The 22590-nt window shown below is 72.1% G+C and carries 28 protein-coding genes and 1 tRNA gene; 18 read left to right on the top strand and 11 right to left on the bottom strand.

The features are described 5' to 3' along the window. The first annotated feature begins 45 nt into the window (after positions 1–45). From Aeryth_RS05520 to rdgB, 10 genes are all read left to right on the top strand, one after another. On the top strand, positions 46–480 hold the full coding sequence (locus Aeryth_RS05520) for a M67 family metallopeptidase (protein ID WP_067855700.1): 435 nt from the start codon (positions 46–48) through the stop codon (positions 478–480). Positions 481–521: 41 nt separating this feature from the next. Then, entirely contained in the window at positions 522–839 is a 318-nt protein-coding gene (locus Aeryth_RS05525) for a MoaD/ThiS family protein (RefSeq protein WP_067855703.1), read from the top strand. Next, positions 836–1786 (top strand): PLP-dependent cysteine synthase family protein, encoded by a 951-nt coding sequence (locus tag Aeryth_RS05530; RefSeq protein ID WP_067855706.1) that lies wholly within the window; start codon positions 836–838, stop codon positions 1784–1786. Before Aeryth_RS05525 ends, Aeryth_RS05530 begins: the two co-directional genes overlap by 4 nt. A gap of 50 nt (positions 1787–1836) precedes the next feature. Beyond that, on the top strand, positions 1837–2814 hold the full coding sequence (locus Aeryth_RS05535) for a ribose-phosphate diphosphokinase (RefSeq protein ID WP_067855709.1): 978 nt from the start codon (positions 1837–1839) through the stop codon (positions 2812–2814). A 217-nt stretch (positions 2815–3031) separates the two neighbouring features. Further along, positions 3032–4507: an ABC transporter substrate-binding protein/permease gene (locus tag Aeryth_RS17320; protein WP_236749827.1), complete on the top strand. Its 1476-nt coding sequence runs from the start codon at positions 3032–3034 to the stop codon at positions 4505–4507. Beyond that, positions 4504–5274, top strand: a complete 771-nt coding sequence (locus Aeryth_RS05550) for an amino acid ABC transporter ATP-binding protein (RefSeq protein WP_067855712.1) — start codon at positions 4504–4506, stop codon at positions 5272–5274. Before Aeryth_RS17320 ends, Aeryth_RS05550 begins: the two co-directional genes overlap by 4 nt. 58 nt (positions 5275–5332) lie before the next feature. Further along, positions 5333–6139 carry a glutamate racemase gene (gene murI / locus Aeryth_RS05555; protein ID WP_067855715.1) on the top strand — a complete coding sequence of 269 codons (807 nt, stop codon included), beginning with the start codon at positions 5333–5335 and terminating at the stop codon, positions 6137–6139. After that, positions 6136–6885, top strand: a complete 750-nt coding sequence (locus Aeryth_RS05560; protein ID WP_067855718.1) for an MBL fold metallo-hydrolase — start codon at positions 6136–6138, stop codon at positions 6883–6885. Before murI ends, Aeryth_RS05560 begins: the two co-directional genes overlap by 4 nt. A gap of 23 nt (positions 6886–6908) precedes the next feature. Next, a complete protein-coding gene (rph, locus tag Aeryth_RS05565) occupies positions 6909–7631 on the top strand; it encodes a ribonuclease PH (RefSeq protein ID WP_067855721.1) in 723 nt (240 codons plus the stop codon). Further along, positions 7628–8245, top strand: coding sequence for an RdgB/HAM1 family non-canonical purine NTP pyrophosphatase (rdgB, locus tag Aeryth_RS05570; RefSeq protein ID WP_067855724.1), 618 nt, complete (start codon positions 7628–7630; stop codon positions 8243–8245). The genes rph and rdgB overlap by 4 nt, the downstream gene beginning before the upstream one ends. A 12-nt stretch (positions 8246–8257) precedes the next feature. Here rdgB and Aeryth_RS05575 read toward each other — a convergent pair whose 3' ends face one another. Together Aeryth_RS05575 and Aeryth_RS05580 are read right to left on the bottom strand one after the other, a co-directional pair. Beyond that, entirely contained in the window at positions 8258–9076 is an 819-nt protein-coding gene (locus tag Aeryth_RS05575) for an SGNH/GDSL hydrolase family protein (RefSeq protein ID WP_067855726.1), read from the bottom strand. 84 nt (positions 9077–9160) lie between these two features. Beyond that, a complete protein-coding gene (locus Aeryth_RS05580; protein ID WP_067855729.1) occupies positions 9161–9625 on the bottom strand; it encodes a tRNA (cytidine(34)-2'-O)-methyltransferase in 465 nt (154 codons plus the stop codon). 26 nt (positions 9626–9651) lie between these two features. On the opposite strand from Aeryth_RS05580, the gene Aeryth_RS05585 reads away from it, so the two are divergent. Continuing rightward, positions 9652–10092, top strand: a complete 441-nt coding sequence (locus tag Aeryth_RS05585; protein WP_067861393.1) for an SRPBCC family protein — start codon at positions 9652–9654, stop codon at positions 10090–10092. 20 nt (positions 10093–10112) lie between these two features. Here the strand turns inward: Aeryth_RS05585 and Aeryth_RS05590 are convergent, their stop codons facing one another. The 3 genes from Aeryth_RS05590 to bcp all read right to left on the bottom strand — a co-directional run bounded on the left by Aeryth_RS05590 (position 10113) and on the right by bcp (position 11817). Beyond that, complete coding sequence (locus Aeryth_RS05590) at positions 10113–11012, bottom strand: carbohydrate kinase family protein (protein WP_067855732.1); 900 nt, start codon at positions 11010–11012, stop codon at positions 10113–10115. A 76-nt stretch (positions 11013–11088) separates the two neighbouring features. Beyond that, positions 11089–11170 (bottom strand) — tRNA-Leu (locus Aeryth_RS05595). 170 nt (positions 11171–11340) lie between these two features. Next, complete coding sequence (bcp, locus tag Aeryth_RS05600) at positions 11341–11817, bottom strand: thioredoxin-dependent thiol peroxidase (protein ID WP_067855735.1); 477 nt, start codon at positions 11815–11817, stop codon at positions 11341–11343. A 46-nt stretch (positions 11818–11863) separates the two neighbouring features. On the opposite strand from bcp, the gene Aeryth_RS05605 reads away from it, so the two are divergent. The 5 genes from Aeryth_RS05605 to Aeryth_RS05625 all read left to right on the top strand — a co-directional run bounded on the left by Aeryth_RS05605 (position 11864) and on the right by Aeryth_RS05625 (position 15349). Beyond that, positions 11864–12109, top strand: coding sequence for a DUF3618 domain-containing protein (locus Aeryth_RS05605; RefSeq protein ID WP_067855738.1), 246 nt, complete (start codon positions 11864–11866; stop codon positions 12107–12109). Between the two features lie 2 nt (positions 12110–12111). Continuing rightward, a complete protein-coding gene (locus tag Aeryth_RS05610) occupies positions 12112–12438 on the top strand; it encodes a GroES family chaperonin (RefSeq protein ID WP_067855740.1) in 327 nt (108 codons plus the stop codon). A gap of 52 nt (positions 12439–12490) precedes the next feature. Then, positions 12491–13615: an FUSC family protein gene (locus tag Aeryth_RS05615; protein WP_067855744.1), complete on the top strand. Its 1125-nt coding sequence runs from the start codon at positions 12491–12493 to the stop codon at positions 13613–13615. Between the two features lie 470 nt (positions 13616–14085). After that, complete coding sequence (locus Aeryth_RS17870) at positions 14086–14244, top strand: hypothetical protein (protein ID WP_158509183.1); 159 nt, start codon at positions 14086–14088, stop codon at positions 14242–14244. Between the two features lie 181 nt (positions 14245–14425). After that, entirely contained in the window at positions 14426–15349 is a 924-nt protein-coding gene (locus Aeryth_RS05625) for an AEC family transporter (RefSeq protein ID WP_067855750.1), read from the top strand. Between the two features lie 53 nt (positions 15350–15402). Here the strand turns inward: Aeryth_RS05625 and Aeryth_RS05630 are convergent, their stop codons facing one another. The 4 genes from Aeryth_RS05630 to dapD all read right to left on the bottom strand — a co-directional run bounded on the left by Aeryth_RS05630 (position 15403) and on the right by dapD (position 19356). Then, the gene (locus Aeryth_RS05630) at positions 15403–16284 is read right to left on the bottom strand and encodes an HpcH/HpaI aldolase/citrate lyase family protein (RefSeq protein WP_257721386.1); all 882 of its coding nucleotides are present in this window, start codon (positions 16282–16284) and stop codon (positions 15403–15405) included. After that, a complete protein-coding gene (locus tag Aeryth_RS05635) occupies positions 16281–17267 on the bottom strand; it encodes an HpcH/HpaI aldolase/citrate lyase family protein (protein WP_236749828.1) in 987 nt (328 codons plus the stop codon). Before Aeryth_RS05635 ends, Aeryth_RS05630 begins: the two co-directional genes overlap by 4 nt. Positions 17268–17536: 269 nt before the next feature. Continuing rightward, positions 17537–18367, bottom strand: coding sequence for a hypothetical protein (locus Aeryth_RS05640; RefSeq protein ID WP_067855756.1), 831 nt, complete (start codon positions 18365–18367; stop codon positions 17537–17539). A gap of 56 nt (positions 18368–18423) precedes the next feature. Next, positions 18424–19356, bottom strand: a complete 933-nt coding sequence (gene dapD / locus Aeryth_RS05645) for a 2,3,4,5-tetrahydropyridine-2,6-dicarboxylate N-succinyltransferase (RefSeq protein WP_067855759.1) — start codon at positions 19354–19356, stop codon at positions 18424–18426. A 61-nt stretch (positions 19357–19417) separates the two neighbouring features. On the opposite strand from dapD, the gene Aeryth_RS05650 reads away from it, so the two are divergent. Continuing rightward, positions 19418–20098, top strand: a complete 681-nt coding sequence (locus tag Aeryth_RS05650) for a VOC family protein (protein ID WP_067855762.1) — start codon at positions 19418–19420, stop codon at positions 20096–20098. Continuing rightward, the gene (locus tag Aeryth_RS05655; RefSeq protein ID WP_067855764.1) at positions 20095–20616 is read left to right on the top strand and encodes a GNAT family N-acetyltransferase; all 522 of its coding nucleotides are present in this window, start codon (positions 20095–20097) and stop codon (positions 20614–20616) included. The genes Aeryth_RS05650 and Aeryth_RS05655 overlap by 4 nt, the downstream gene beginning before the upstream one ends. A 49-nt stretch (positions 20617–20665) precedes the next feature. Here the strand turns inward: Aeryth_RS05655 and Aeryth_RS05660 are convergent, their stop codons facing one another. Further along, complete coding sequence (locus Aeryth_RS05660) at positions 20666–21187, bottom strand: mycothiol transferase (RefSeq protein ID WP_067855767.1); 522 nt, start codon at positions 21185–21187, stop codon at positions 20666–20668. Continuing rightward, a complete protein-coding gene (locus Aeryth_RS05665) occupies positions 21184–21876 on the bottom strand; it encodes an SDR family NAD(P)-dependent oxidoreductase (protein WP_067855770.1) in 693 nt (230 codons plus the stop codon). The genes Aeryth_RS05660 and Aeryth_RS05665 overlap by 4 nt, the downstream gene beginning before the upstream one ends. Between the last annotated feature and the right edge of the window lie 714 nt (positions 21877–22590).

The raw sequence follows: 22590 nt of genomic DNA on the forward strand, positions 1-22590 counted from the left end.
AGACGTCACCCGGCGGCGACGTCGCACCTCGCTAGACTCGCCGCCGTGCTGACCATCGACCGCGCGACCCGTGACGCGATCATCGCCCACGCGCGCCGCGACCACCCGGACGAGGCGTGCGGTGTCGTCGCCGGTCCGATCGGCTCCGACCGCCCCGCGCGGCACGTGCCCATGGTCAACGCCGCGATGTCGCCCACCTTCTACGAGTTCGACTCCGGCGACCTGCTGCGGCTCTACCGCGACATGGACGACCGCGACGAGGAGCCCGTCGTCATCTACCACTCCCACACCGCCACCGAGGCCTACCCGTCGCGCACCGACGTGAACCTCGCGTCGGAGCCGAACGCCCACTACGTGCTCGTCTCGACCCGCGACGGCGGCGAGGTCGAGGGCACCGCCGTCGACTTCCGGTCCTACCGGATCGTCGACGGCGAGGTGACCGAGGAAGAAGTCACCGTCGTCGAGCGTTACGACACCTGAGCACACCACCCCCCGAACCCCGGAAGAGAGCGACGACACCGATGGCCATCGAGGTACGGATCCCGACCATCCTGCGCACCTACACCGACGGCGAGCGCGCCGTGCAGAGCGAGGGCGCCACCGTCGCCGAGCTCGTCGAGAACCTCGAGGCCGCCCACACCGGCATCAAGGAGCGGCTGGTCGAGGACGGCAGCGTCCGCCGCTTCGTGAACGTCTACGTCAACGACGAGGACATCCGCTTCACCGGCGGGCTCGAGACCGCTGTCTCCGACGGCGACACCGTCGTGATCCTGCCCGCCGTCGCCGGCGGTGCACCCGGCAGGGGTGCCGGGCCCTGGGCGGCAGATCGAGCACAGTGACCCGCTTCGACTCGCTCGTCGACTCCGTCGGCGGCACGCCCCTCGTCGGGCTGCCGTCGCTGTCGCCGTCGCCGGAGGTCCGGCTGTGGGCGAAGCTGGAGGACCAGAACCCCACCGGCTCCATCAAGGACCGCGCCGCGCTCGCCATGATCGAGGCGGCCGAGGCCGACGGTTGGCTGACGCCCGGCTGCACGATCCTGGAGCCGACCAGCGGCAACACCGGCATCTCCATGGCGATGGTCGCCAAGATGCGCGGCTACCGGATGATCTGCGTCATGCCGGAGAACACGTCCGAGGAGCGTCGCCAGCTCCTGCGGATGTGGGGCGCCGAGATCATCCCCTCGCCCGCCGCGGGCGGCTCCAACGAGGCCGTGCGGGTCGCGAAGGGGCTCGCCGAGGAGCACCCCGACTGGGTGATGCTCTACCAGTACGGCAACCCCGCCAACGCCGAGGCGCACTACCGCGGCACCGGGCCTGAGATCCTGGCCGACCTGCCCGAGGTGACGCACTTCGTCGCCGGTCTGGGCACCACCGGCACGCTCATGGGCACGGGTCGCTTCTTCCGCGAGGCCAAGCCCGACGTGCGGATCGTCGCCGCCGAGCCGCGCTACGGCGAGCTCGTCTACGGCCTGCGCAACCTCGACGAGGGCTTCGTGCCCGAGCTGTACGACGCCGACCTCATCGACGCGCGGTTCAGCGTCGGCCCGCGCGACGCCGTGCGGCGCGTGCGCGAGCTGATCGAGCACGAGGGCATCTTCGCGGGCATCTCCACCGGCGCCATCCTGCACGCGGCGCTCGCCCAGGCGGCGAAGAGCCAGAAGGCCGGCGAGCGCGCCGACATCGTCTTCATCGTCTGCGACGGCGGCTGGAAGTACCTGTCCACCGGCGCCTACGAGGGCACCCTCGATGACGCCGAGGACGCGCTCGACGGCCAGCTGTGGGCCTGACCTCGCCGTTCGCGGTTCCGGGGCGGCGCCACCTCCGCTAGCCTCACCGTGTGCGCGACATCGTGGTCTTCTCCGGAAGCGCCCACCGAGCCCTGGCCGAGGCCATCTGCAGCGAGCTCGGCACGAGCCTCTCGCCGTCGGAGACCGTGCGGTTCAGCAACGACTGCCTGCAGTCGCAGCTGCTCGCCAACTGTCGCCAACGTGACGTGTACATCGTGCAGCCGCTGGTGCCGCCGACGCAGGACCACCTCATGGAGCTGCTGCTCATGGTCGACGCCGCGCGCGGTGCGTCGGCCGCGTCCATCACCGTCGTCGTACCGCACTACGCGTACGCGCGCTCGGACAAGAAGGATGCGTCGCGCATCTCGATCGGCGGCAAGCTCGTGGCCGACATGATGGCCACCGCCGGCGTGAACCGCGTGGTCACCATGACCCTGCACGCACCGCAGGTGCACGGCTTCTTCTCGATGCCGCTCGACCACCTGACCGCCATCGGCGAGCTCGCCGACCACTACCGCGACTCCGACCTGTCGAACGCCGTCGTCGTCTCGCCCGACTTCGGCAACGCGAAGACCGCGTCGCAGTTCGCGCGGCTCCTCGGCCTGCCGGTCGCGGCCGGCAGCAAGCAGCGCAAGGCCGACGACAAGGTCGTCATCGACGCGATCGTCGGCGACGTCGCCGGCAAGCGGGCCATCGTGCTCGACGACGAGATCGCCACCGGGGGCTCCATCGTCGAGCTCGTCTCGATGCTGGAGCGCCAGGGCGTCACGGAGATCTCCGTGGCGTGCACCCACGGGCTGTTCACCGGCAAGGCCGTGGAGCGGCTGCGCGACCACCCGGGCATCGCCGAGGTCGTCACCACCGACACCGTCCCGCCGCCGGCCGACTGGCCCGCCCTGCGCGTGCGGTCCGTCGCGCCGTTGTTCGCGCGGGCCATCGCCCGCATCCACGCCGGCGAGTCGGTGAGCAGCCTCTTCGACGGCGTCGACCCCACCCACGCCCCGCCGCAGCCCAAGCTGCCCCTCTGACGCCCCCTCCCGCCAGCGGTGACTTCTCCACCGCAAGCTGCGACGTCCGTCTCGGCGGTGAGTTCTCCACCGTGTGGGCGCTGGGACGATGGCGAACCCACCGCCGACCCCGATGCGGTGGAGACGTCACCGTCTGGGGAGGGGTCCGTGTCGTGGGACCGGGGTGCCGACGTCGGTCAGCCGGACTAGGGTCGAGCGACGACGAAGGGGGTCCGGCGTGAGCCGACGTGTGCTGGGGCTGCTGGGCGGCCTCGTGCTGGCCGTGCTGTCGCCGCTGCTCCTGGTGGCGCCGGCGCAGGCAGCCGACGGGGACGGCGCCGGCCGCGAGGTCGTGGTCGGCACCGAGGGCACCTACCCGCCCTTCTCGTTCAACGAGGACGGCCGGCTCACGGGCTACGACGTCGACGTCATGAAGGCCGTGGCGAAGGAGGCCGGCTGGCGGCTGCGGTTCGTGCAGTCCCAGTTCGACGCCCTCTTCGGCTCGCTCGACGCCGGCCGCATCGACGTGATCGCCAACCAGATCACCATCAACCCCGAGCGCGAGGCGCGGTACGCGTTCTCCGAGCCGTACGCCTACTCGCGCGGCGTCATCGTCGCGCGCAAGGGCTCCGACATCCGCACGTTGGCCGACCTGAAGGGCCTCACCACGGCGCAGTCGGCCACGAGCAACTGGTCGCAGGTGGCCAAGGACGCCGGTGCGAAGGTCGAGAACGTCGAGCAGTTCTCCCAGGCGGCCGACCTGGTCGCCCGCGGCCGGGTCGACGCGATCGTCAACGACAACATCGCCGTCCTCGACTACCTCGCCACGTCGGGCAACGACCAGGTCGAGATCGTCGGCGACGCGGGCGACGAGGTCAGCCGCCAGTCGCTCGCGTTCCGCCAGGACGACGCCGACCTGGTGCGCGAGGCCGACCGCGCGCTCGACGCGCTGCGCGCCGACGGCACCCTGCAGCGGATCAGCGAGGACTACTTCGGCGCCGACGTCTCCGTCGAGGACGGGGGAGAGGCGCAGGTCGGCGGTCGCGACGAGGCGTCGTGGCTGACGAGCGTCCGCGAGGCCGCGTGGCCGGCGTTCGTCGCCCTGGTGAAGATCACCATCCCGCTCACCGCGATCAGCTTCGCGATCGGCCTCGCGGCGGCTGTGCTCATCGCCCTGGCCCGGGCGTCGTCCTCCCGGTGGCTCGCCTGGCCGGCCCGCTTCTTCATCTCCGCGGTCCGCGGCACGCCGCTGCTGCTCCAGCTCTTCGTGGTCTTCTACGGCCTGCCGCAGCTCGGGCTGGACCTCCCGTCCTTCCCGGCCGCGGTGCTGGCCCTCAGCGTCAACGTGGCCGGCTACGGCGCCGAGACGGTCCGGGGCGCGCTGCTGGCCGTGCCGCGCGGGCAGCACGAGGCCGCCGCGACCATCGGCATGTCGGGCCGTCTCGCCCTGCGCAGGGTCGTCCTTCCGCAGGCTGCGCGGATCGCCGTGCCGCCGCTGTCGAACACGCTGATCTCGCTGGTCAAGGACACCTCGCTCGTGTCGGTCGTGCTCCTCACCGACGTCACGCGCGTCCTCAACCAGCAGGCGTCCGCGTCGTTCGACTACCTGCCGCTGTACCTGCTCGGCGGCCTGTACTACTGGATCGTCTGCACCGTGCTCTCGGTGGCGCAGGGACGCCTCGAGACCCGACTGAACAGGTACGTGACGCCATGACCACGTCGTCGCTCCTGCAGGCCAGCGGCCTGCGCAAGACCTTCGGCGACAACGTCGTGCTCGACGGTGTCGACCTCGACGTGCCCGAGGGCACCACCACAGCGATCATCGGGCCCTCCGGCTCGGGCAAGACGACGCTGCTGCGCTCCCTCAACGCGCTCACCGTGCCCGACGCCGGCACCGTGTCCATCGGCGACGTGTCGGTCGACTTCGGGTCGCTGCCGCGCGGCAAGGAGGGACGTCGCGCTTGCGAGCGGCTGCGCGCGCAGAGCGGCATGGTCTTCCAGTCCCACGAGCTCTTCCCGCACCGCACCGTGCTCGGCAACCTCGTCGAGGGGCCCGTGCAGGTGCAGGGCGAGGACCCGGACGAGGCTGCCGCACGCGCCCGCGCGCTGCTCGAGCAGGTGGGTCTGGCCGGACGCGAGGACGCCTACCCGTCGCAGCTCTCGGGCGGCCAGCAGCAGCGCGTCGGCATCGCCCGCGCGCTGGCGCTGCGACCCCGCGTGGTGCTGCTCGACGAGCCGACGTCGGCGCTCGACCCCGAGCTCGTCGGCGAGGTGCTCGCCGTCGTGCGCGACCTCGCCTCGCAGGGGTGGACGATGGTGGTCGTCACGCACGAGATCCGGTTCGCGGCCGACGTGGCCGACACCGTCGTCTTCGTCGACGGTGGGCACGTCGTCGAGCGCGGACCCGCGCGCGACGTCGTCGACGCGCCCCAGCACGAGCGCACGCAGCGCTTCCTCGAGCGCGTCCTGCACCCGGGGTGATGATCATGACGGTCCCGGGACTGGCCGTGTCGCCGGACGGTCCGTAGGCTTGCGCCTCGTGGCGGACGCACCGATCGGGATCTTCGACTCAGGCTTCGGCGGCCTGACGGTCGCTCGAGCGGTGATCGACCAGCTGCCCCACGAGGCCGTGCTGTACCTCGGCGACACCGCCCGTCAGCCGTACGGCCCGCAGCCCATCCCCGCGGTCCGCGAGTTCGCGCTCGAGTGCCTCGACCACCTCGTCGCGCACGGCGTGAAGATGCTGGTCATCGCCTGCAACTCCGCGAGCGCCGCCGTCCTGCGCGACGCCCGCGAGCGCTACGACGTGCCCGTGGTCGAGGTGATCGTGCCGGCCACTCGTCGCGCGGCGCGCGCCACCCGCAACGGGAAGGTCGGGGTCATCTGCACCCGCGCGACCGCGGCGTCCCGTGCCTACGACGACGCCTTCGCCGCGAACCCCGGCATCGAGCTCCTCACGCAGGCGTGCCCCGACTTCGTCGACCTCGTGGAACGCGGCGTCACGAGCGGTCCCGAGGTCACCGCCGCCGCGGAGGAGTACCTCGCCCCGCTGCGCGAGGCGGGTGTCGACACGCTCGTGCTCGGCTGCACGCACTACCCTCTCCTGACCGGGGCGATCGCCCTGGCGATGGGCGAGGAGGTCACCTTGGTCTCGAGTGCGGAGGAGACGGCGAAGGACGTGTACGCCCGCCTGGTCCAGGACGACCTGCTCCGCGACCCCGCCGCGGGTGCGCCCGAGCACCGCTTCCTCACCACCGGCCGGCCTGACGAGTTCGGCGTGCTGGGCCGACGCTTCCTCGGTCCCGAGGTCGGCTCGGTCGGCCAGTTCGCGCAGGTGGTCGCGTGAGGCTCACCATCGTCGGCTGCGCGGGCTCCTACCCGGGGCCCGAGTCCGCCTCCAGCTGCTACCTCGTCGAGCACGAGGGCTTCAGGCTGCTGCTCGACCTCGGCAGCGGCGCCCTGGGCCCGCTGCAGCGCCACCTCGACCTGCGCGACGTCGACGCGGTGCTGCTGTCGCACCTGCACGCCGACCACTGCTTCGACCTCTCGGGCTTCTACGTGGTGAGCAAGTACCACCCGCAAGGCACCCTGCCGACGATCCCCGTCTACGCGCCCCAGGGCGCCGGTCCGTTCCTCGCGAGCAGCTACGGGCGCACCGAGGGACTGCAGATGGCCGACCAGTTCGACTTCCGCACGTGGGTCGACGGCGAGACCGTGCAGGTGGGGCCGTTCACGGTCACGCCACGCCTCATGGACCACCCCGTCGAGGCGTACGGCATGCGGCTCGAGGCCGGCGGCTCCGTGCTCGCCTACTCCGGCGACACCGCGCCCACGGAGGCCCTCGACGACGTCGCGCTGGGCGCCGACCTCTTCCTGTGCGAGGCGTCGTTCGTGGAGTCGGGGACGAACCCGCCGAACCTGCACCTGACCGGGGCCGAGGCCGGCGACTACGCCACGCGCGCGGGCGTCGGGCGTCTGCTCGTCACCCACGTGCCCGCCTGGACCGACCGCGACGAGGTCGCCGCCGACACGCGCTCGACGTTCGCCGGAGAGTTCGTGCTCGTGGAGGCCGGGCAGGTCTACGACGTCTGACGGACGTCGGTAGGGTCGCGACCATGACCACCCGCGAGGACGGCCGCGCCGTCGACGAGCTGCGTCCGATCACGATCACCCGTCACTGGCTCGACCACGCCCAGGGGTCCTGCCTGGTGGAGTTCGGCCGGACGAAGGTGCTGTGCGCCGCGTCGGCCACCGAGGGCGTGCCGCGCTGGCGCAAGGGCTCCGGCCTCGGCTGGGTCACGGCCGAGTACGCGATGCTGCCGCAGGCCACCCACGACCGTTCGCAGCGCGAGTCGGTCAAGGGTCGCATCGGCGGGCGCACGCACGAGATCTCGCGCCTCGTCGGGCGGTCGTTGCGTGCCGCGGTCGACTACAAGGCCCTGGGCGAGAACACGATCACCATCGACTGCGACGTGCTGCAGGCTGACGGCGGCACGCGGACGGCCGCCATCACGGGCGCCTACGTGGCCCTCGCCGACGCGGTCGCCCACCTGCGCGAGAAGGGTGCGCTCGCGGGCGAGCCGCTCGTGCAGTCGATCGCCGCGGTCAGCGTCGGCATCATCGACGGCACCCCGATGCTCGACCTGCCCTACGTCGAGGACGTCCGCGCCGAGACGGACATGAACGTCGTCATGACGGGGGAGGGCTCGTTCATCGAGATCCAGGGCACCGCGGAGGGCGCCCCCTTCGTCCGCTCCGAGCTCGACGCGCTGCTCGCGCTGGCCGAGAAGGGCTGCGCCGACCTGACGCGTCTGCAGCAGGAAGCCCTGCAGGCGTGACCCGCGCCGTCGTGCTGGCGTCGAACAACGCCAAGAAGCTCGCGGAGCTGCAGCGCATCCTCGCGCCGCTCGTGCCGGACGTGCAGGTGCTCGGGCTGTCCGACGTCGCCGACTACCCCGAGCCGGCCGAGACGGAGCCGACGTTCGAGGGCAACGCGCTGATCAAGGCGCGGGCGTGCCTGGAGGCCACGGGACTGCCGTCGCTGGCCGACGACTCGGGACTGTGCGTCGACGCGCTGAACGGCATGCCCGGTGTGCTGTCGGCGCGCTGGTCGGGGGTGCCGCGCAGTGAAGGCGGTGACAGGGCCAACAACCGGCTGCTGCTGAGCCAGCTGTCCGACGTCCCTCCGGAGCGTCGCACGGCGACCTTCGTGGCCGTGGTGGCGTTCTGCGCGCCCGACGGGCAGGAGCACGTCGTCCGCGGCGAGATGCCGGGCCGCATCCTCGCGGCCGAGCAGGGCGAGGGCGGCTTCGGCTACGACCCGCTGTTCGCGGCCGACGGGTACGACGTGTCGACGGCGGAGCTCGCGCCGTCGGAGAAGGACGCCATCAGCCACCGCGGTCGCGCCCTGACGCAGGTCGCGCCGCTGGTGGCCCGAGCCCTGGGCGGCTAGCGCCCTGGGCGGCTAGGGCGTGGTGTCGGTCGCCGCCCGGGCCGTCGACTCCCGCTCGACCGGGGTGAGCCCGGTCGACCCGGGAGCGGGCTGGTCGAGGGCGCCGACGACCACGTCGGCCAGGGCGAGGCTGCCGGACAGCGTGGGGTGGACGCCGTCGATCGTGCGACCGTGCCGGTCGAGCGCACCCCGCGTGGGCACGTACTCCAGACCCTCGCGGAGCGCGGCGGCGTGCACGATCGACGTCACGCGACGCTGCTGCCACGGCTCGGTCGGGCCCCACGGGGGACCCAGCACCAGGATCCGGGTGCTCTCGGGCATCTGGCGCTTGACGAGGCGCAGGTAGCGCGTGACGGCCTGCTGCACGGCCGCGTCGGAGGAGGGGACCAGACGTCCCTCCGAGCACGACGCCCAGTCGTTGCGGCCACCCTCGACGATGAACACCGACGGCGCCGAACCACGGAACGCGGCGCGGCGCTGGACGAAGGTGTCGCCGGTGCAGCCCATGCCCGGTCGCAGGTAGCCCGAGCCGGACTGCGCGTACGTGCGCACGGGCGTGTCGTAGTGCCGGGCCACGAAGCTCCACCAGCCCTGGTGCCGGCTGCCGGGCTCGTCGTCGTAGCGGGCCGTGATGGAGTCACCGACGACGACGATGCCGCGGGGGAACGGGTTGCGCGCGGCGACGGGCTCGCCGAGGACGGCCTGCTGGTCGGCGACCGTGGGCTCGCTGCCGACCGCACCCTGGTGACCCAGGGTGATCGCGAGGCTGGCGAGCAGACCGAGCACGAGGGCGCTGACAAGGACGTGTCGGTGGAGGGTACGTCGTGCCATCGTCTCGCTCTGTCCTCCCGTCGTCGCTCGTCGTCCCCAGCCTACGTCGCCCACGTCGAGTCAGGGGACGGAGTGACGGACGGCTCAGTGACCGCCGGCGAAGCCGTGCTGGCGCCAGGCCTCGTAGACGACGATGGCGGCGCAGTTCGCGAGGTTCATCGAGCGTCGGGCGGGCAGCATCGGCAGGCGCAGCCGGTCGGTCACACGGGGGTGCTGCTGCACGGCGTCGGGCAGACCGGTCGGCTCGGCGCCGAACAGCAGGACGTCGCCGGGCTCGTACGCGACGTCGGTGTAGGCGCGGGTGGCTCCGGTGGTGAAGGCGAAGACCCGCGCGTCGCCGAGCGCGGTCAGCGCCGCCTCGAGGTCGGCGTGCACGTGCAGCGTGGCGAGGTCGTGGTAGTCCAGGCCCGCGCGTCGCAGCTTCGGCTCCGAGAGGTCGAAGCCGAGCGGCTCGACGAGGTGCAGCTCCGCCCCGGTGGCGGCGGCGAGCCGGATCGTGTTCCCGGTGTTGCCCGGGATGCGCGGCTCGTGGAACAGGACACGGAACATGACGCCGTCACTCTAGGATGTCGGGCATGCCCGGACCGCACCCCCTCGGCCAGCCCAGGGTCCACGTGACCCACACGTTCCGCTCCGCACCCGCCGACGTGTTCGCCGCGCTCGGCGAGCACGAGAACCTCGGCCGGCTGTTCGGCGCGCGCATCACGCGCCTGCGTGACGGCGAGACGTCGCGCAACGGCGTCGGGTCGGCGCGGACGCTGAAGATCGGCCCGCTGCCCGCGTTCGTCGAGACCGTGGTCGTGTCCGAGCCCGACGAGCGCATCGAGTACGAGATCACGCAGGGCAGCCCGCTCCGGGGCCACCGCGGCATCCAGGTGCTCACGCCGACCGCGGACGGCGGCACGCTGCTCGACTACACCATCCACTTCGACGCGCCGGTCCCCGGCGTGGCGGGCGTGGTCGCGAAGGTGCTGACCCAGAAGATCTCCGCGGGGCTGCCGCGGCTGCTGCCCTGACGGCGTCGGGGCAGGCGGGCTCAGAGCTCGTGCTCCCACGGCGGCTGGGCGCCCGCCCGGGCCACCACGAACGCCGAGCAGCGTGACGCCAGGTCGGTGACCTCGCGCCACAGCGACAGGTCGGCCGCGTGCAGGCGCGTGCTGCCGACGACGCCGTCGAGCCCGTCGTCCTTCAGCGCTGCGATGAGGCCCGACATGAAGGCGTCTCCGGCGCCGACGGTGTCGACGACGTGATCGGCCAGGGCGCGCGAGGCGATCGAGCCGCGGTGCGTGTACGTGCGGGCGCCTCGCGGGCCCATCGTCATCACGACGGCGGCGGGTCCGGCGGCCAGCCAGCTGCGCGCCGTGTCGGCCGGGTCGCTGTGCGGCTCGAGCCAGGCGAGGTCCTCGTCGCTGACCTTCACGACGTCGCACAGCGGCAGCAGCGACTCCATCCGGTCGAGCGCCTCCGCCCGGCTGGGCAGCAGGCTCGGCCGCACGTTGGGGTCGAAGGTCACCGTGCACATCGGGGCGAGGCGGCGCAGGGCGTCCTCCACCTCGTCGGCGCCCGGGTCGAGGAAGGCGGCGATCGACCCCGTGTGGATGATGTCGGGCACCTCCTCGGCCCAGATCCGACCCGGGTCCCAGACGATGTCGAACTCGTAGGTCGCGCTGCCGTCGTCGGCGAGCGTCGCCACGGCCGTGGAGGTGCGCTCGAGCTGCTTGAGGCCTGGCATGAGGCGCACGCCGGACTCGGCGAGGTGCATCCGCACCAGCGCGCCGAGGTCGTCTGTGGCCAGGCTCGTGGCCAGCACCGGGGTGACGCCCAGCCGACCGAGCCCGACCGCGACGTTCGCGGGACTGCCGCCAGGGTGCTCGGACCGGGAGCCGTCGGACCGTTCGACGATGTCGACGAGGGACTCACCGATGACGAGGACCATGCGCACAGTGTGCCCGTCCGGTGGCTCGCCGCACGACGCGCTCCGGCCGGGTGTGTCGCCCACGTGAGTGCCCCGGTGCCGGTGACAGGACTCGAACCTGCACGCCCAGGGGCACAGGAACCTAAATCCTGCGTGTCTACCAGTTCCACCACACCGGCGGGTGCGGCCCGAGTCTAGTGGGCGGCGCGTCCCGCACTCACCATGGTTGCCCGTCGCTCACCTGCGGATGCTTCCGCAGGTGAGCGGGGCACAACCGTGGTGAGCTGCTGACTCCCATGGACTGATGGAAATCAGCAGCTCGGCGGTGTGGCGGGCGGGCGGGTGCGGGTCAGGCGGCGTCGAGGCCCAGGTCGCGGCGCAGCTTCGCCACGTGCCCCGTCGCCTTCACGTTGTACTGCGCCAGCTCGACCGTGCCGTCCTCGCCGACGACGACCGTCGAGCGGATGACGCCCTCGACGACCTTGCCGTACAGCTTCTTCTCCCCGAACGCGCCCCACGCCGTCATGACCGCCTTGTCGGCGTCGGAGAGCAGCGTGATGGTGAGGCCGTCGCGCTCACGGAACTTCTGCAGCTTCTCCGGCTTGTCCGGGCTGATGCCGAGCACCGTGTAGCCCTCGGCCTGCAGCCGGTCGATCGAGTCGGAGAAGTCGCACGCCTGCTTCGTGCAGCCGGGCGTCATGGCCGCGGGGTAGAAGTACACGATCACCTTCTGGCCGCGCAGGTCCGAGAGCGTCACCTCCGCGCCGGTGTCGTCCGGGAGGGTGAAGTCGGGTGCGGTGTCACCGGGCTGCAGTCGCGTCGTCATGGGTCCTATCCTTGCAAGGTCAGTCCGACCCGACGAGAGGCACCTTGTGACGTCACAGAGCGACGAGCTGGTCGACGAGATCGAGCAGATCCGCGAGCGCCTGGCCCACACCGTCGACGCCCTGGTCGACCGGACGAACCCCAAGAACATCGCCCGCCGGACCCTCGAGGACGTGAAGGGCCGCTTCGTCGCGCCCGACGGCAGCCTGCGCTACGAGAACGTCGTGCCGGTCGTCCTCGGCGTCGTGGGCACGGTGGCCGCCGTCGTCGTCCTGCGCAAGGTGCTGGGCTGACCATGGCCGAGCGCGGCAAGCTCGCGATCCGGATGCTGCACGACCGGCTGCTCGTCTCCCTCGACGACGAGGCAGGGGAGCGGCGCTCCGGCGGAGGCATCCTGATCCCGGCGACCGCCGCCATGGGCAAGCGCCTCTCGTGGGCCAAGGTCGAGGCGACGGGTGCGCACGTGCGCGCCGTCGAGGTCGGCGACCGCGTCCTCTTCGACCCCGAGGAGCGCGCCGAGGTGGAGGTGCGCGGCGAGAGCTTCGTGCTGCTGCGCGAGCGCGACCTGCACGCCGTCGCCTCCGAGCGCATCGAGGAGGGCCAGACCGGCCTGTACCTGTGAGGGTGCGGTGGACGGTGGCGGCCACGGGCCGCGCCCAGGGAGCGGAGGACGGATGAGCGGGACCGGACGTGAGGTGCCGTTGCGCCGCATCCGGCTGCTGCGCAGCGAGGAGACGTTCGCCGACCGCCTGCGTCTGCTGCGTCGTCGCTGGCGGCTCATGCTGCGCCTCGGGGCTGCGTCGTCGCTCGCCTTCCTGGTGGCCACCCAGGTGTTCGGCCACCAGCAGGCGTTCTTCGCGCCCATCGCCGCGGTCGTCGTCATCACCGCCGGCGGTGGACTGCGGGGACGCACTCTCTTCGAGGTCGTCGTCGGTGTCGCGCTGGGCGTGCTGGTGGGCGAGCTGATCATCCTCACCATCGGACGCGGTCCGGCGCAGATGGCCCTCGTCGTGCTCCTGACCGTCGCCGCAGCCACCCTCACCGGCATCCGCGGGCTCGCGCTCACCCAGGCGGCCAGCTCGGCCGTCCTGCTGGCCGCCGTCGTGCCCGTGCCGGGTGCGGGCAACCCCGCCCTGACCCGGTTCCTCGACGCGCTCGTCGGAGGCCTGTGCGGCATGGCCATGGTGCTGCTGATCCCGCGCAACCCCGTGCGCGACATCGACGCCGAGGTGCAGCGGCTCCTGCGGCAGCTCGCGTCGGTCCTCCGCGGCACCGGCCGGGCGCTGCGCGAGTCGGACTCGACGGTCGCCGACGACGCGCTCACGCGGGCGCGCGGCCTGCAGAGCAGCATCGAGTCGCTCGACGCGACCGCCGCCAACGTCAGCGAGATCGCGCGCATGTCGCCGCTGCGGTGGCGCCAGCGCGACCACCTGGCCCTCTACGTCGGGGCGGTGCGCGACTTCGACAACGCCATCCGGGACGCCCGCGTGCTGGCCCGCCGCGCCAGCGCCATGCTGCGCCACGGCGAGACGGGCCCCGACGCGCTCTGGCTGTCGGTCGAGGAGCTCGCCGAGGCGGTCGACCTCGTCGCCGACGACCTCTCGACGCTCGACGACTTCGCCGGTGCGCGCGAGCGGATCGTCGCCGCGGTCCGCATCGCGGTCGAGGCCCTGCCCGCCACGATGACCCTCAACACGGCCGCCATCACCGCCCAGGTCCGCTCGATCGCCGCCGACCTGCTGTACGTCTGCGGCGCCACCCGCGACGAGATCGACGAGGCGCTCGACGTCGGTCCGTGAGCCGGTCGTCCGTGCCGGTCTCCTCGACGCGCCGACGCGGGGGTGGCGCCCCGGCGTCGCGGTGCGCTACGTTGCTCTCACCCGACCGCCCGAGGAGGTGAGCCGCATGACCCAGACCACGACCCCGATCGCCTTCGATCGCGCGTCCGCCGTCGCGTCCTTCGGCCCCCACGTCCTCGGAGCAGTCCCTCGTTAGCCGGCACCAGCTGCCCGGCCCCCGAGCCGCTCCGGACCCCGTGTCCTGAGCGGCTCTTCTCGTGTCCGCCCACGACTCCCGTCCCTTCGATCCCACCCTGTCCTCGATCCCACCCACCCGACTCACAGAGAGGAGGCGCGCAATGAACCAGCACGACGACATCGACACCTTGCCCGCAGACACCCCGACGACCACCCAGATCGCCACGACCCCGACCCGGGGCGACCGAGACGGACACGACGTCACCTTGACATCCGGAGAGGGGGTGAACGCGATGGCCAGGAAGCCCGAACGCTCCCGTGCCCGCCGCAAGCGCGCCTGGGACGAGATGTCCGACACCGACCGTCAGGTCCTGCTGGAGACCGTCCGACAGCGCCGCGAGATGCAGGCGGTGCAGGACGCCCACCGGCTGCAGATGCTGACCCAGAGGTAGACGCCACGCGTCGCGAGGGGCCCCGTCCGCCTGGACGGGGCCCCTCGTCGTCCCGGGACGCGCCACCCCGCGTTCTGTGGAGATGGCGACGGTTCTCCGCGCAGAGACCGTCACGAAGTCCACAGAACGCGGGAGGAGGGCGCGGGGGAGGGCGTGGTGGCGCTCTGCGACGATGAGCGCGATGAGCGGCGTCCTGGAGGGGTTCACCACCATCGGCGCCCTGATCGCGCTCGGTGCCCTGCTGGCGCACCTGCGGGTCTTCGACCTCAGCGCCCAGGTCGTGCTGTCGCGGCTCGCGTTCTACGTCGCGAGCCCGGCCCTGATGATCACGGTGCTGCAGGACGCCGACGTCTCGGCGGTGCTGTCGCGCAACCTCGTCGCCACCGGCTGCGCCGTGGTCACGGTGGTCCTGCTCTACGTCGTAGTGGCGCGGCTGGTGCTGCGCCAGGATCTCGCCGACACGGTCGTCGGTGCGCTCTGCTCGGCGTACGTCAACGCCGGCAACCTCGGCCTGCCGATCGCGGCCTACGTGCTCGGCGACGCCGCGCTCGTCGCGCCGACCCTGCTGCTGCAGATGCTGGTGCTGCAGCCGATCGCCCTCGCGGTGCTCGACGTCGCCGTCGCGGAGCACCGGGTGCCGTGGCACCGCTTCGTCACCCGACCGCTGCGCACGCCCCTGACCGTCGGCTCCCTGCTCGGGCTCACCCTCTCGCTCAGCGACGTGCGGCTCCCGCGGCTCGTCGACGAGCCGCTCGGCCTCGTCGGGGCCATGGCGGTGCCCGCCATGCTGATCGCCTACGGCGTCTCGCTGCGGCTCGGACCCCGCCCGGGCAGCGGTGGCAGCGCACCGGTGCTCGCACTGATCGTGACGCTGAAGCTCGTGGTCCAGCCCGTCGTGGCGTACACGCTCGGCCGCTTCGCGCTCGGCATGGAGGGAGCCCCGCTGCTCGCCGTCACCGTGCTCGCGGCGCTGCCCGCCGCGCAGAACATCTTCGTCATCGCCGTGCGCTACGACCGCTCCACGGTGCTGGCGCGCGACGCCGTCTTCGCCACCACCGTGCTGTCGGTGCCCGCCGTCGCCGTCGCGGCGGCCGTCGTCGGCTGACCCCGGACGCACGAAGGGCCCCGTCCGCGCGGACGGGGCCCCTCGGCGGGTGGTCAGCGACCCTGCAGCGCCTCGTGGAAGGCGAGGATGCGCCGCGCGTCGCGCACGTGCAGCTCCTCCACCATCTTGCCGTTGAAGGTCACGACGCCCTGCCCGGCGGCCTTCGCCTCCTCGAACGTGTCGATGAGGCCCTGCGCGCGCTCGACGTCATCGGCCGACGGCGCGAACGCGACGTTCGCGGGCTCCACCTGCGAGGGGTGGATGAGCGTCTTGCCGTCGAAGCCCATCTCGCGACCCTGACGCGCCTCGGCCTCGAAGCCCTCCGGGTCCTTCACCGCGTTGTAGACACCGTCGATGACGACCTTGCCGGCGGCGCGGACGGCCAGCAGGGTCCAGGCGAGCGACGTCAGCACGGTGGCGTTGCGGCCGGGCACGTGCAGGCCGTACGTCTCGTTCACGATGTCGTTGGTGCCCATGACGACGACCGTCAGGCGCTCGTGCGCGGCAGCGATCTCCTCCGCGTGCAGCAGCGCGCGCGGCGTCTCGATCATCGCCCAGAGCTGGGTGTGCTCCGGCGCGCCGTGCTTCTCCAGGGCCGCGACGAGCGCCAGCACCTGCTCCGCCGACTCGACCTTCGGCACGAGGATCGCGTCGGGACCGGCCTGGCTCGCCGCCTTGACGTCCGCGTCGTGCCACTCGGTGCCGATCGAGTTCACGCGGATCGCGAGCTCGCGGTGGCCGTACTCGCCCGACCGCACGGCCGCGACGACGTTCTCGCGGCCCTGCTCCTTCGCGTCGGGGGCCACGGAGTCCTCGAGGTCGAGGATCAGCGCGTCGGCGTCGATCGACTTCGCCTTCTCGAGCGCGCGCTCGTTCGCGCCCGGCATGTACAGCACCGAGCGGCGGGGACGGATGGGGGCGGGAGTGGTGCTCACAGGGCGTACAGCTCCCTCAGCTCGGGGTCGCGCTCGGCCAGCTCACGGGCCAGGTCGAGCATCACGAGGCACTGCTTGCAGGACGCGTCGTCCTCCATCTTGCCGTTGATCATCACCGCACCGGAGCCGTCGCCCATCGCCTCGACGACCTCCTTCGCGTGCGCCACGTCCTCCGCGCTCGGGGAGAAGACCTTCTTCGCGATGTCGATCTGCACCGGGTGCAGGCTCCACGCGCCCACGCAGCCCAGCAGGAACGCGTTGCGGAACTGGTCCTCGCACGCCACGACGTCCTTGATGTCGCCGAACGGACCGTAGAACGGGAGGATGTCGTTCGCGGCGCAGGCGTCGACCATGCGCGCGATCGTGTAGTGCCACAGGTCCTGCTGGTAGGTCGTGCGACCCTCCGTCAGGTCCTCGCCCGTCGGGTCCTGACGCACCAGGTAGCCCGGGTGACCACCGCCGACGCGCGTCGTCTTCATCCGACGGCTCGCCGCGAGGTCGGCCGGGCCGAGGCTGATGCCCTGCATGCGCGGGCTCGCCGCCGCGATCTCCTCGACGTTCGTCATGCCCAGCGCGGTCTCGAGGATCGCGTGCACCAGCAGCGGCTTCTGCACGTTCCCCTTCGCCTCCAGCTGCGCCAGCAGCCGGTCGACGTAGTGGATGTCCTGCGCACCCTCCACCTTCGGCACCATGATGACGTCGAGCTTGTCGCCGATCTCCGTCACCAACGTCGTCAGGTCGTCGAGGACCCACGGCGAGTCGAGGCTGTTCACGCGCACCCACAGCTGCGTGTCGCCGAAGTCGGTCGCCTTCGCGATGTCGACGAGACCCTGACGCGCGGCCTCCTTCTTCTCGGTCTTGATTGCGTCCTCGAGGTTGCCGAGGATGATGTCGACCTTCTTCGCGATGTCCGGCACCTTGGCCGCCATCTTCTCGTTGCTCGGGTCGAAGAAGTGGATCATCCGGGACGGACGGAACGGCACCTCGGACAGCGGAGCGGGAGCTCCGACCGCGAGGGGACGGAGGAATGCACGGGGGTTGCGCACGTGGCTTCTCTTCCTGCAGACGGCGGGACTGCCCGTCAGTATGGCCGGGCTTCGTGACTCGTGAGTAGGGCGGGTGTCACTGTTCCCTCTGCCGCCCACGGCCCGGCACCCCCGCCAGGGCGGTAGGTGACGCGCGGAACGACGTGTGCAGGTAGGTCGCGCGCGGTACCGACCCCGTCTGACGCGCGTCACCTACCGCCGACGGGTCAGCGCAGGGAGGCGACGACCCGGTCGGGGCGGGCGCCGGTGTCGCGCACCCAGCCGTCGGGGGAGTCCTCGGCGCTCCAGCGGCGGCCGTCGAAGGAGACGGCGGCGACCTTCAGGTGCTCGGCGTTGGCCACCAGGTAGTGCGCGAGCGCCCAGCCCCGCGCCCGCACGTCGGCCCGAGCACCCGCGAACCGGAACGTCAGCTCGTCCTGCGCCTCGTCGCTCGTGTGCTCGATCTCGCCGAACGCCGCGTCGACGTCGGCGGCGACGCTGCGCACGTTGCCTCCGCCCACCGGGTTCAGCTGGCACGTGAACGCCGCCGGGCTGTAGCCGCGCAGCGCCGACGACAGCGCCCGGGCGTAGTCCTCGTGCTGCGCGTAGGCGCCGGGGAACGCGGAGCGCTGCACCTCCTGCGCGGCCACGGTGATCTGCTTGCGGGTGTACCCGTCGACCTTCTCGAGCCCGTCGTAGAACCTCCCGATCGCGTACGCCGGGTCCATGATCTCATCGACCGTGCCCCAGCCCTGCGACGGACGTTGCTGGAACAGCCCCACCGAGTCGCGGTCGCCGTAGTCGATGTTGCGGATCTTGGACTCCTGGAACGCGGTCGCGATCGCGATCGTCGTCGCGCGCGGCGGCAGACCCCGGTTCTGGGCGAGCGCCGCCATCAGCGACGACCAGCGCGCCTGCTCGACGTCGACCTGCGCCACCGTGTCGCCCACGCGGGCCACGCAGTACTCGCTGCGACGCGGCTGGCGGTCGGTGAAGACCGTCACCACCAGCCCACCGGCCACCAGCACGGTGACGAGGAGGACCCAGCGCAGCTTCACGGCGCCACCCTAGGCAGACGGACCCACCGTCGGGCGACGACGCGAGGGCACGTCGTTCAGTTGGCGTGCAGGTCGGAGTTCAGCTCGATGCCGCGGCGCTCGCCCCGCGGTCGCGCCTCGACCTGGCCCGTCTCGCTGTTGGTGAGGAACAGCAGGTTGTCCTGGCCGCTCAGCTCGGCCGCCTTGACGACCGTGCCGTCCGGGGTGCGCACCTTCGTGCCGGCCGTGACGTAGCAGCCCGCCGCCACGACGCAGTCGTCGCCGAGGGAGATGCCGATGCCCGAGTTCGCGCCGAGCAGGCTCCCGCTGCCGATGGAGATGACCTGCGTGCCGCCGCCGGAGAGCGTGCCCATGATGCTGGCGCCGCCGCCGATGTCGGTGCCCTCACCGACCACGACGCCCGCCGAGATCCGACCCTCGACCATCGCGTGGCCGAGGGTGCCGGCGTTGAAGTTCACGAAGCCTTCGTGCATGACCGTGGTGCCCTCCGCGAGGTGCGCGCCCAGCCGCACCCGGTCGGCGTCGCCGATGCGCACGCCGGAGGGGATCACGTAGTCGGTCATGCGCGGGAACTTGTCGATGCTCGTGACGTTCACCGTCAGTCCGGCGGCGCGCGCACGGGCGCGGGTGTGCTCGAAGCCGGCGACGGCGCACGGGCCGATCGTCGTCCACACGACGTTCGTCAGCAGGCCGAACTGGCCGTCGAGGTTGAGGCCGTGCGGCTTGACGAGCCGGTGCGACAGCAGGTGCAGGCGCAGCCACACGTCGTAGGTGTCGGCAGGAGCGGCGGCGAGGTCGTCGACGACGACGTGCACGACCGCCTTGCGGACCTGGCGGACCGGGTCGTCCCCCGTCAGCGCCGTGAGCTCCTCGGGCTCCGGATCGTGGGCCGGGACGCCGAGGCGGGGCTCGGGGAACCAGACGTCGAGGACGTCGCCGTCCTCGGTGAGGGTGGCCAGACCGTACCCGTGCGCGCTGTTCTCGCTCATGGGAGCCAATCTATCGAGCCGTGGCTGGCCGCTGTCGGCGAGCGGGTCTAGCGTGAGACGCATGCCTCTCGTCACCTGGAAGGACCTCTGCATCGTCGCGGGCGACCCGGCCTCGGCGGCCCCCTCGTGGGCCGCGCTGCTCGGGCTCGACGTGGTCCTCGACGGTGACGACGCGCACCTGGTGGGGCCGACGCCCGGGCACACCGTCTGGGTCAACCGCGTCCCGGAGCCGAAGACCGTGAAGGACCGCGTGCACCTCGACGTCCACGCCGCCGAGGAGGTGCCGCCGGGGACGTCGCGGCTCAGCGCCGAGGGCGCGTTCCGCTGGACCGTCGTGGCCGGCCCCGAGGGCGACGAGCTCTGCACGTTCGTGCGCGACGTCGTGCCCGCGTACCGGCTCTACGAGGTCTGCGTCGACGTCGTCGACCACGGCGCGGCGGCCGCCTGGTGGCAGGGCTTGTGGGGAGGGCGGGGCGGCACCGACGCCGACGGCGGGTTCAGCTGGGTCGAGGACGTGCCAGGGCTGCCGTGCGAGGGTGTCGTGTTCTGCTCGGTTCCCGAGCCCAAGACGGTCAAGAACCGCATCCACTGGGACGTCACGCTCGAGCAGGGGGTCCAGGTCGACCACCTCGTCGAGCTCGGCGCCACGGTGCTGCGTCGACCCGACGACGAGATCGTCTGGACGGTCATGGCCGACCCCGACGGCAACGAGTTCTGCGTGTTCGAGCGAGCCGACGCGTGAGCGTCCTGCGCGTGCTCGACCCCGCCGACGCGGAGGTGCTGAGCCGGCTCTGGACCGACCACCGGGCGCACCTCGACCCGTGGAGCCCGTCGCGTCCCGACCGCTTCTACACGGTCGAGGGGCAGCTCGAGGTGGTCGAGGCGCGGCTGATCGCGATGGCCGAGGGGCGGGGCGCCTACTTCGTGGTGGTCGAGGAGGACGGCGAGGTCGTCGGCGAGCTCAACCTCAACGACGTCGTGCGCGGTGCGTTCGAGAACGCCCACCTGGGCTACTGGCTCGCCGGCGACGTGCAGGGTCGCGGGCTCATGACCCGCGCCGTCGAGGAGGCGGCCGCGCACGCGTTCGAGGTGCTCGGCCTGCACCGTCTGCAGGCTGGCACGCTCGTGCACAACCACCGGTCGCAGGCCGTGCTCGAGCGGTGCGGCTTCGAGCGCTTCGGCATCGCTCCGCAGTACCTGCGCATCCAGGGACGGTGGCAGGACCACGTCCTGTTCCAGCGCCTCGCTCCCGGGTCCTGAGTCGCGTCGGGGACGGTCTCGGCGGGCGAGGTCCGGTCGGGGCGTCTGGCTAGTCCGCGGCCTGACGCTCGGCGACGCCCGCGACGAAGGCTGCCTGACCGAGGTGCTGCAGGGTGTCGCCCACGACGCTGACCAGGCGCACCCCGGCGGTAACCGGCGGGTCCCAGTCCTCGTCGACCACGCGGGCCAGCTCGGCACCGTCGACGCGGTCGAGGTACGCGAGGGTCAGCGTGTGCACGTCGGCGTGGTAGCGCGCCACCAGCGCGGGGTCGCTGCGGACGGCCGCCACCTGGTCGCTGTCGTGGCCGTAGCCGATGTCGCCGGGCTCGAAGGGGAGGTCGAAGTCGTCGCGCCAGCGGTCCCACGCCTGGGCGGTGCCGGCCAGTCCGGCCACGTGGTCGTCCTGCACGCGCGCCAGGTGCCACAGGAGCCAGATCGGCGTGTTCGCGTCGGGGTCGACGCGGTAGGTCGCGGTGCGCTCGTCGAGGTCGGCGCACTGCTGCTCGACCAGCTCGCGGACCCGCCCGAACGCGTCGCGCAGGACGTCGGACGTCGTCAGATCCTCGCTCATCGGACCACCAGCCCTTCTCGTCGGTCCCAGACGACCTCGGTGGCCTTCTCGTCGCGGACGGCGGCCAGCACGGCGTCGACGACCTCGGCGGCAGGGAGGGGTTCTGGGAGCTTGGGTGGCTCGCCGGCGAGTGCGTGTGCGGCGAGGTCGGTGTCGAGGTGCGGGGGACGCACGTCGACGATGCGGGTGCTGCGGCGACGCTCACGACGCACGACGGTCAGCCACGCCGTGAGGGCGGCCTTCGCGGCGGAGTAGTCGGCCATGCCGGCGGTGGGCGCGTCGGCGAGGATCGCCGAGAGGACGACGGCCACCCCGCCGTCCAGGTGGGGGAGGGCCGCGCGGACGACGCCGGTCGCGCCGAGCGTGTTGACGGCGAACAGCTCCTCGGCGACGGCAGGGTCGGTGTCGACGGCCGGCCCGAACGCAGGAACCCCGGTCGCGACGACGAGCAGGTCGAGCCCGCCGAGCGCCTCGACGGCCTCCCCGATCGTGGCGGCGGCACGCTCCACGTCGACGACGTCGAGCTCGTACGCCGGCGCCTTCACCTCTGACGCGACGGCCGCGAGCCGGTCGGCGTCGCGTCCGGTGACCGTCAGCCGCGCCCCGGCCCCGTGCAGCGCCCGCGCGATGCCCCCACCGAGTGCGCCGGTGGCCCCGACGACGAGCACGCGGGCGTCGCTGATCTCCATGCGTTCGACGCTACGCGCGAGGGCGGTTGGCGCAACGTGAGCGAGGCTTCTCGTCGACCTGCGGCTGCGCTGCCGCGGGGGGTCTGGGTTTGCTGGTGCGCTGCTTCGGCTGGTGCTGGGGGTGGTCTCCGAAAGGGCCTCGACCGGGCGGCTGGGTGGCGCACCGGGTTGGGCACTCGGGCTGTGGCTCCCGCGTGGGACGCAAGATTCTGCGTTCGTGCGCGTTGGACGCAAGCTTCTGCGTTCGGGTGTGGGAGGGCCAAGGAATCTGCGTTGGCTACGGCATCCCGTAGCCAACGCAGAAGCGTTCGATCTCGCTCGCGCGAATGCACGATCGTGCGCGGCCTCGGGGGTGGGGTGACGAACGCTTCTACCTTCTCGTGGCACGGTCCACGAGAAGGAAGCATCCTTGCCACGACGGTCCACCTCAGCGGTAGATCTACCGCCTCTACAGCGCTCGGAAGGGCGGCACATCTACCCCCGAGGGCGATTCGGCGGCAGACCTACCGCTAAGCGGGCGAGAACGCAGATTCTTGCGTCCACCCCGAGCGCGACCCGCAGCCCGAAGCCCCAGACCAGCGCGCCGCCCAGCTGCCCGGTCGAGGCCCTTGCGGAGACCACATCCACGACAAGCCGCGCCGACGCAGCCCCACCCGAGCAAGAAGCCGCGCCAGCGCAGCCCCACTCGCCAGAGAAGCCGCGCCGACGCAGCCG

Source organism: Aeromicrobium erythreum, assembly GCF_001509405.1.
Taxonomy (GTDB): domain Bacteria; phylum Actinomycetota; class Actinomycetes; order Propionibacteriales; family Nocardioidaceae; genus Aeromicrobium; species Aeromicrobium erythreum.

What these genes read in the sequence shown, in the direction of transcription:
- Aeryth_RS05525 (WP_067855703.1), top strand. Translation starts at nt 522, where the DNA reads ATGGCCATCGAGGTACGGATCCCGACCATCCTGCGCACCTACACCGAC.
- Aeryth_RS05550 (WP_067855712.1), top strand. Translation starts at nt 4,504, where the DNA reads ATGACCACGTCGTCGCTCCTGCAGGCCAGCGGCCTGCGCAAGACCTTC.
- rph (WP_067855721.1), top strand. Translation starts at nt 6,909, where the DNA reads ATGACCACCCGCGAGGACGGCCGCGCCGTCGACGAGCTGCGTCCGATC.
- Aeryth_RS05575 (WP_067855726.1), bottom strand. Translation starts at nt 9,076, where the DNA reads ATGGCACGACGTACCCTCCACCGACACGTCCTTGTCAGCGCCCTCGTG.
- Aeryth_RS05580 (WP_067855729.1), bottom strand. Translation starts at nt 9,625, where the DNA reads ATGTTCCGTGTCCTGTTCCACGAGCCGCGCATCCCGGGCAACACCGGG.
- Aeryth_RS05585 (WP_067861393.1), top strand. Translation starts at nt 9,652, where the DNA reads ATGCCCGGACCGCACCCCCTCGGCCAGCCCAGGGTCCACGTGACCCAC.
- Aeryth_RS05590 (WP_067855732.1), bottom strand. Translation starts at nt 11,012, where the DNA reads ATGGTCCTCGTCATCGGTGAGTCCCTCGTCGACATCGTCGAACGGTCC.
- bcp (WP_067855735.1), bottom strand. Translation starts at nt 11,817, where the DNA reads ATGACGACGCGACTGCAGCCCGGTGACACCGCACCCGACTTCACCCTC.
- Aeryth_RS05610 (WP_067855740.1), top strand. Translation starts at nt 12,112, where the DNA reads ATGGCCGAGCGCGGCAAGCTCGCGATCCGGATGCTGCACGACCGGCTG.
- Aeryth_RS05615 (WP_067855744.1), top strand. Translation starts at nt 12,491, where the DNA reads ATGAGCGGGACCGGACGTGAGGTGCCGTTGCGCCGCATCCGGCTGCTG.
- Aeryth_RS17870 (WP_158509183.1), top strand. Translation starts at nt 14,086, where the DNA reads ATGGCCAGGAAGCCCGAACGCTCCCGTGCCCGCCGCAAGCGCGCCTGG.
- Aeryth_RS05625 (WP_067855750.1), top strand. Translation starts at nt 14,426, where the DNA reads ATGAGCGGCGTCCTGGAGGGGTTCACCACCATCGGCGCCCTGATCGCG.
- dapD (WP_067855759.1), bottom strand. Translation starts at nt 19,356, where the DNA reads ATGAGCGAGAACAGCGCGCACGGGTACGGTCTGGCCACCCTCACCGAG.
- Aeryth_RS05650 (WP_067855762.1), top strand. Translation starts at nt 19,418, where the DNA reads ATGCCTCTCGTCACCTGGAAGGACCTCTGCATCGTCGCGGGCGACCCG.
- Aeryth_RS05660 (WP_067855767.1), bottom strand. Translation starts at nt 21,187, where the DNA reads ATGAGCGAGGATCTGACGACGTCCGACGTCCTGCGCGACGCGTTCGGG.
- Aeryth_RS05665 (WP_067855770.1), bottom strand. Translation starts at nt 21,876, where the DNA reads ATGGAGATCAGCGACGCCCGCGTGCTCGTCGTCGGGGCCACCGGCGCA.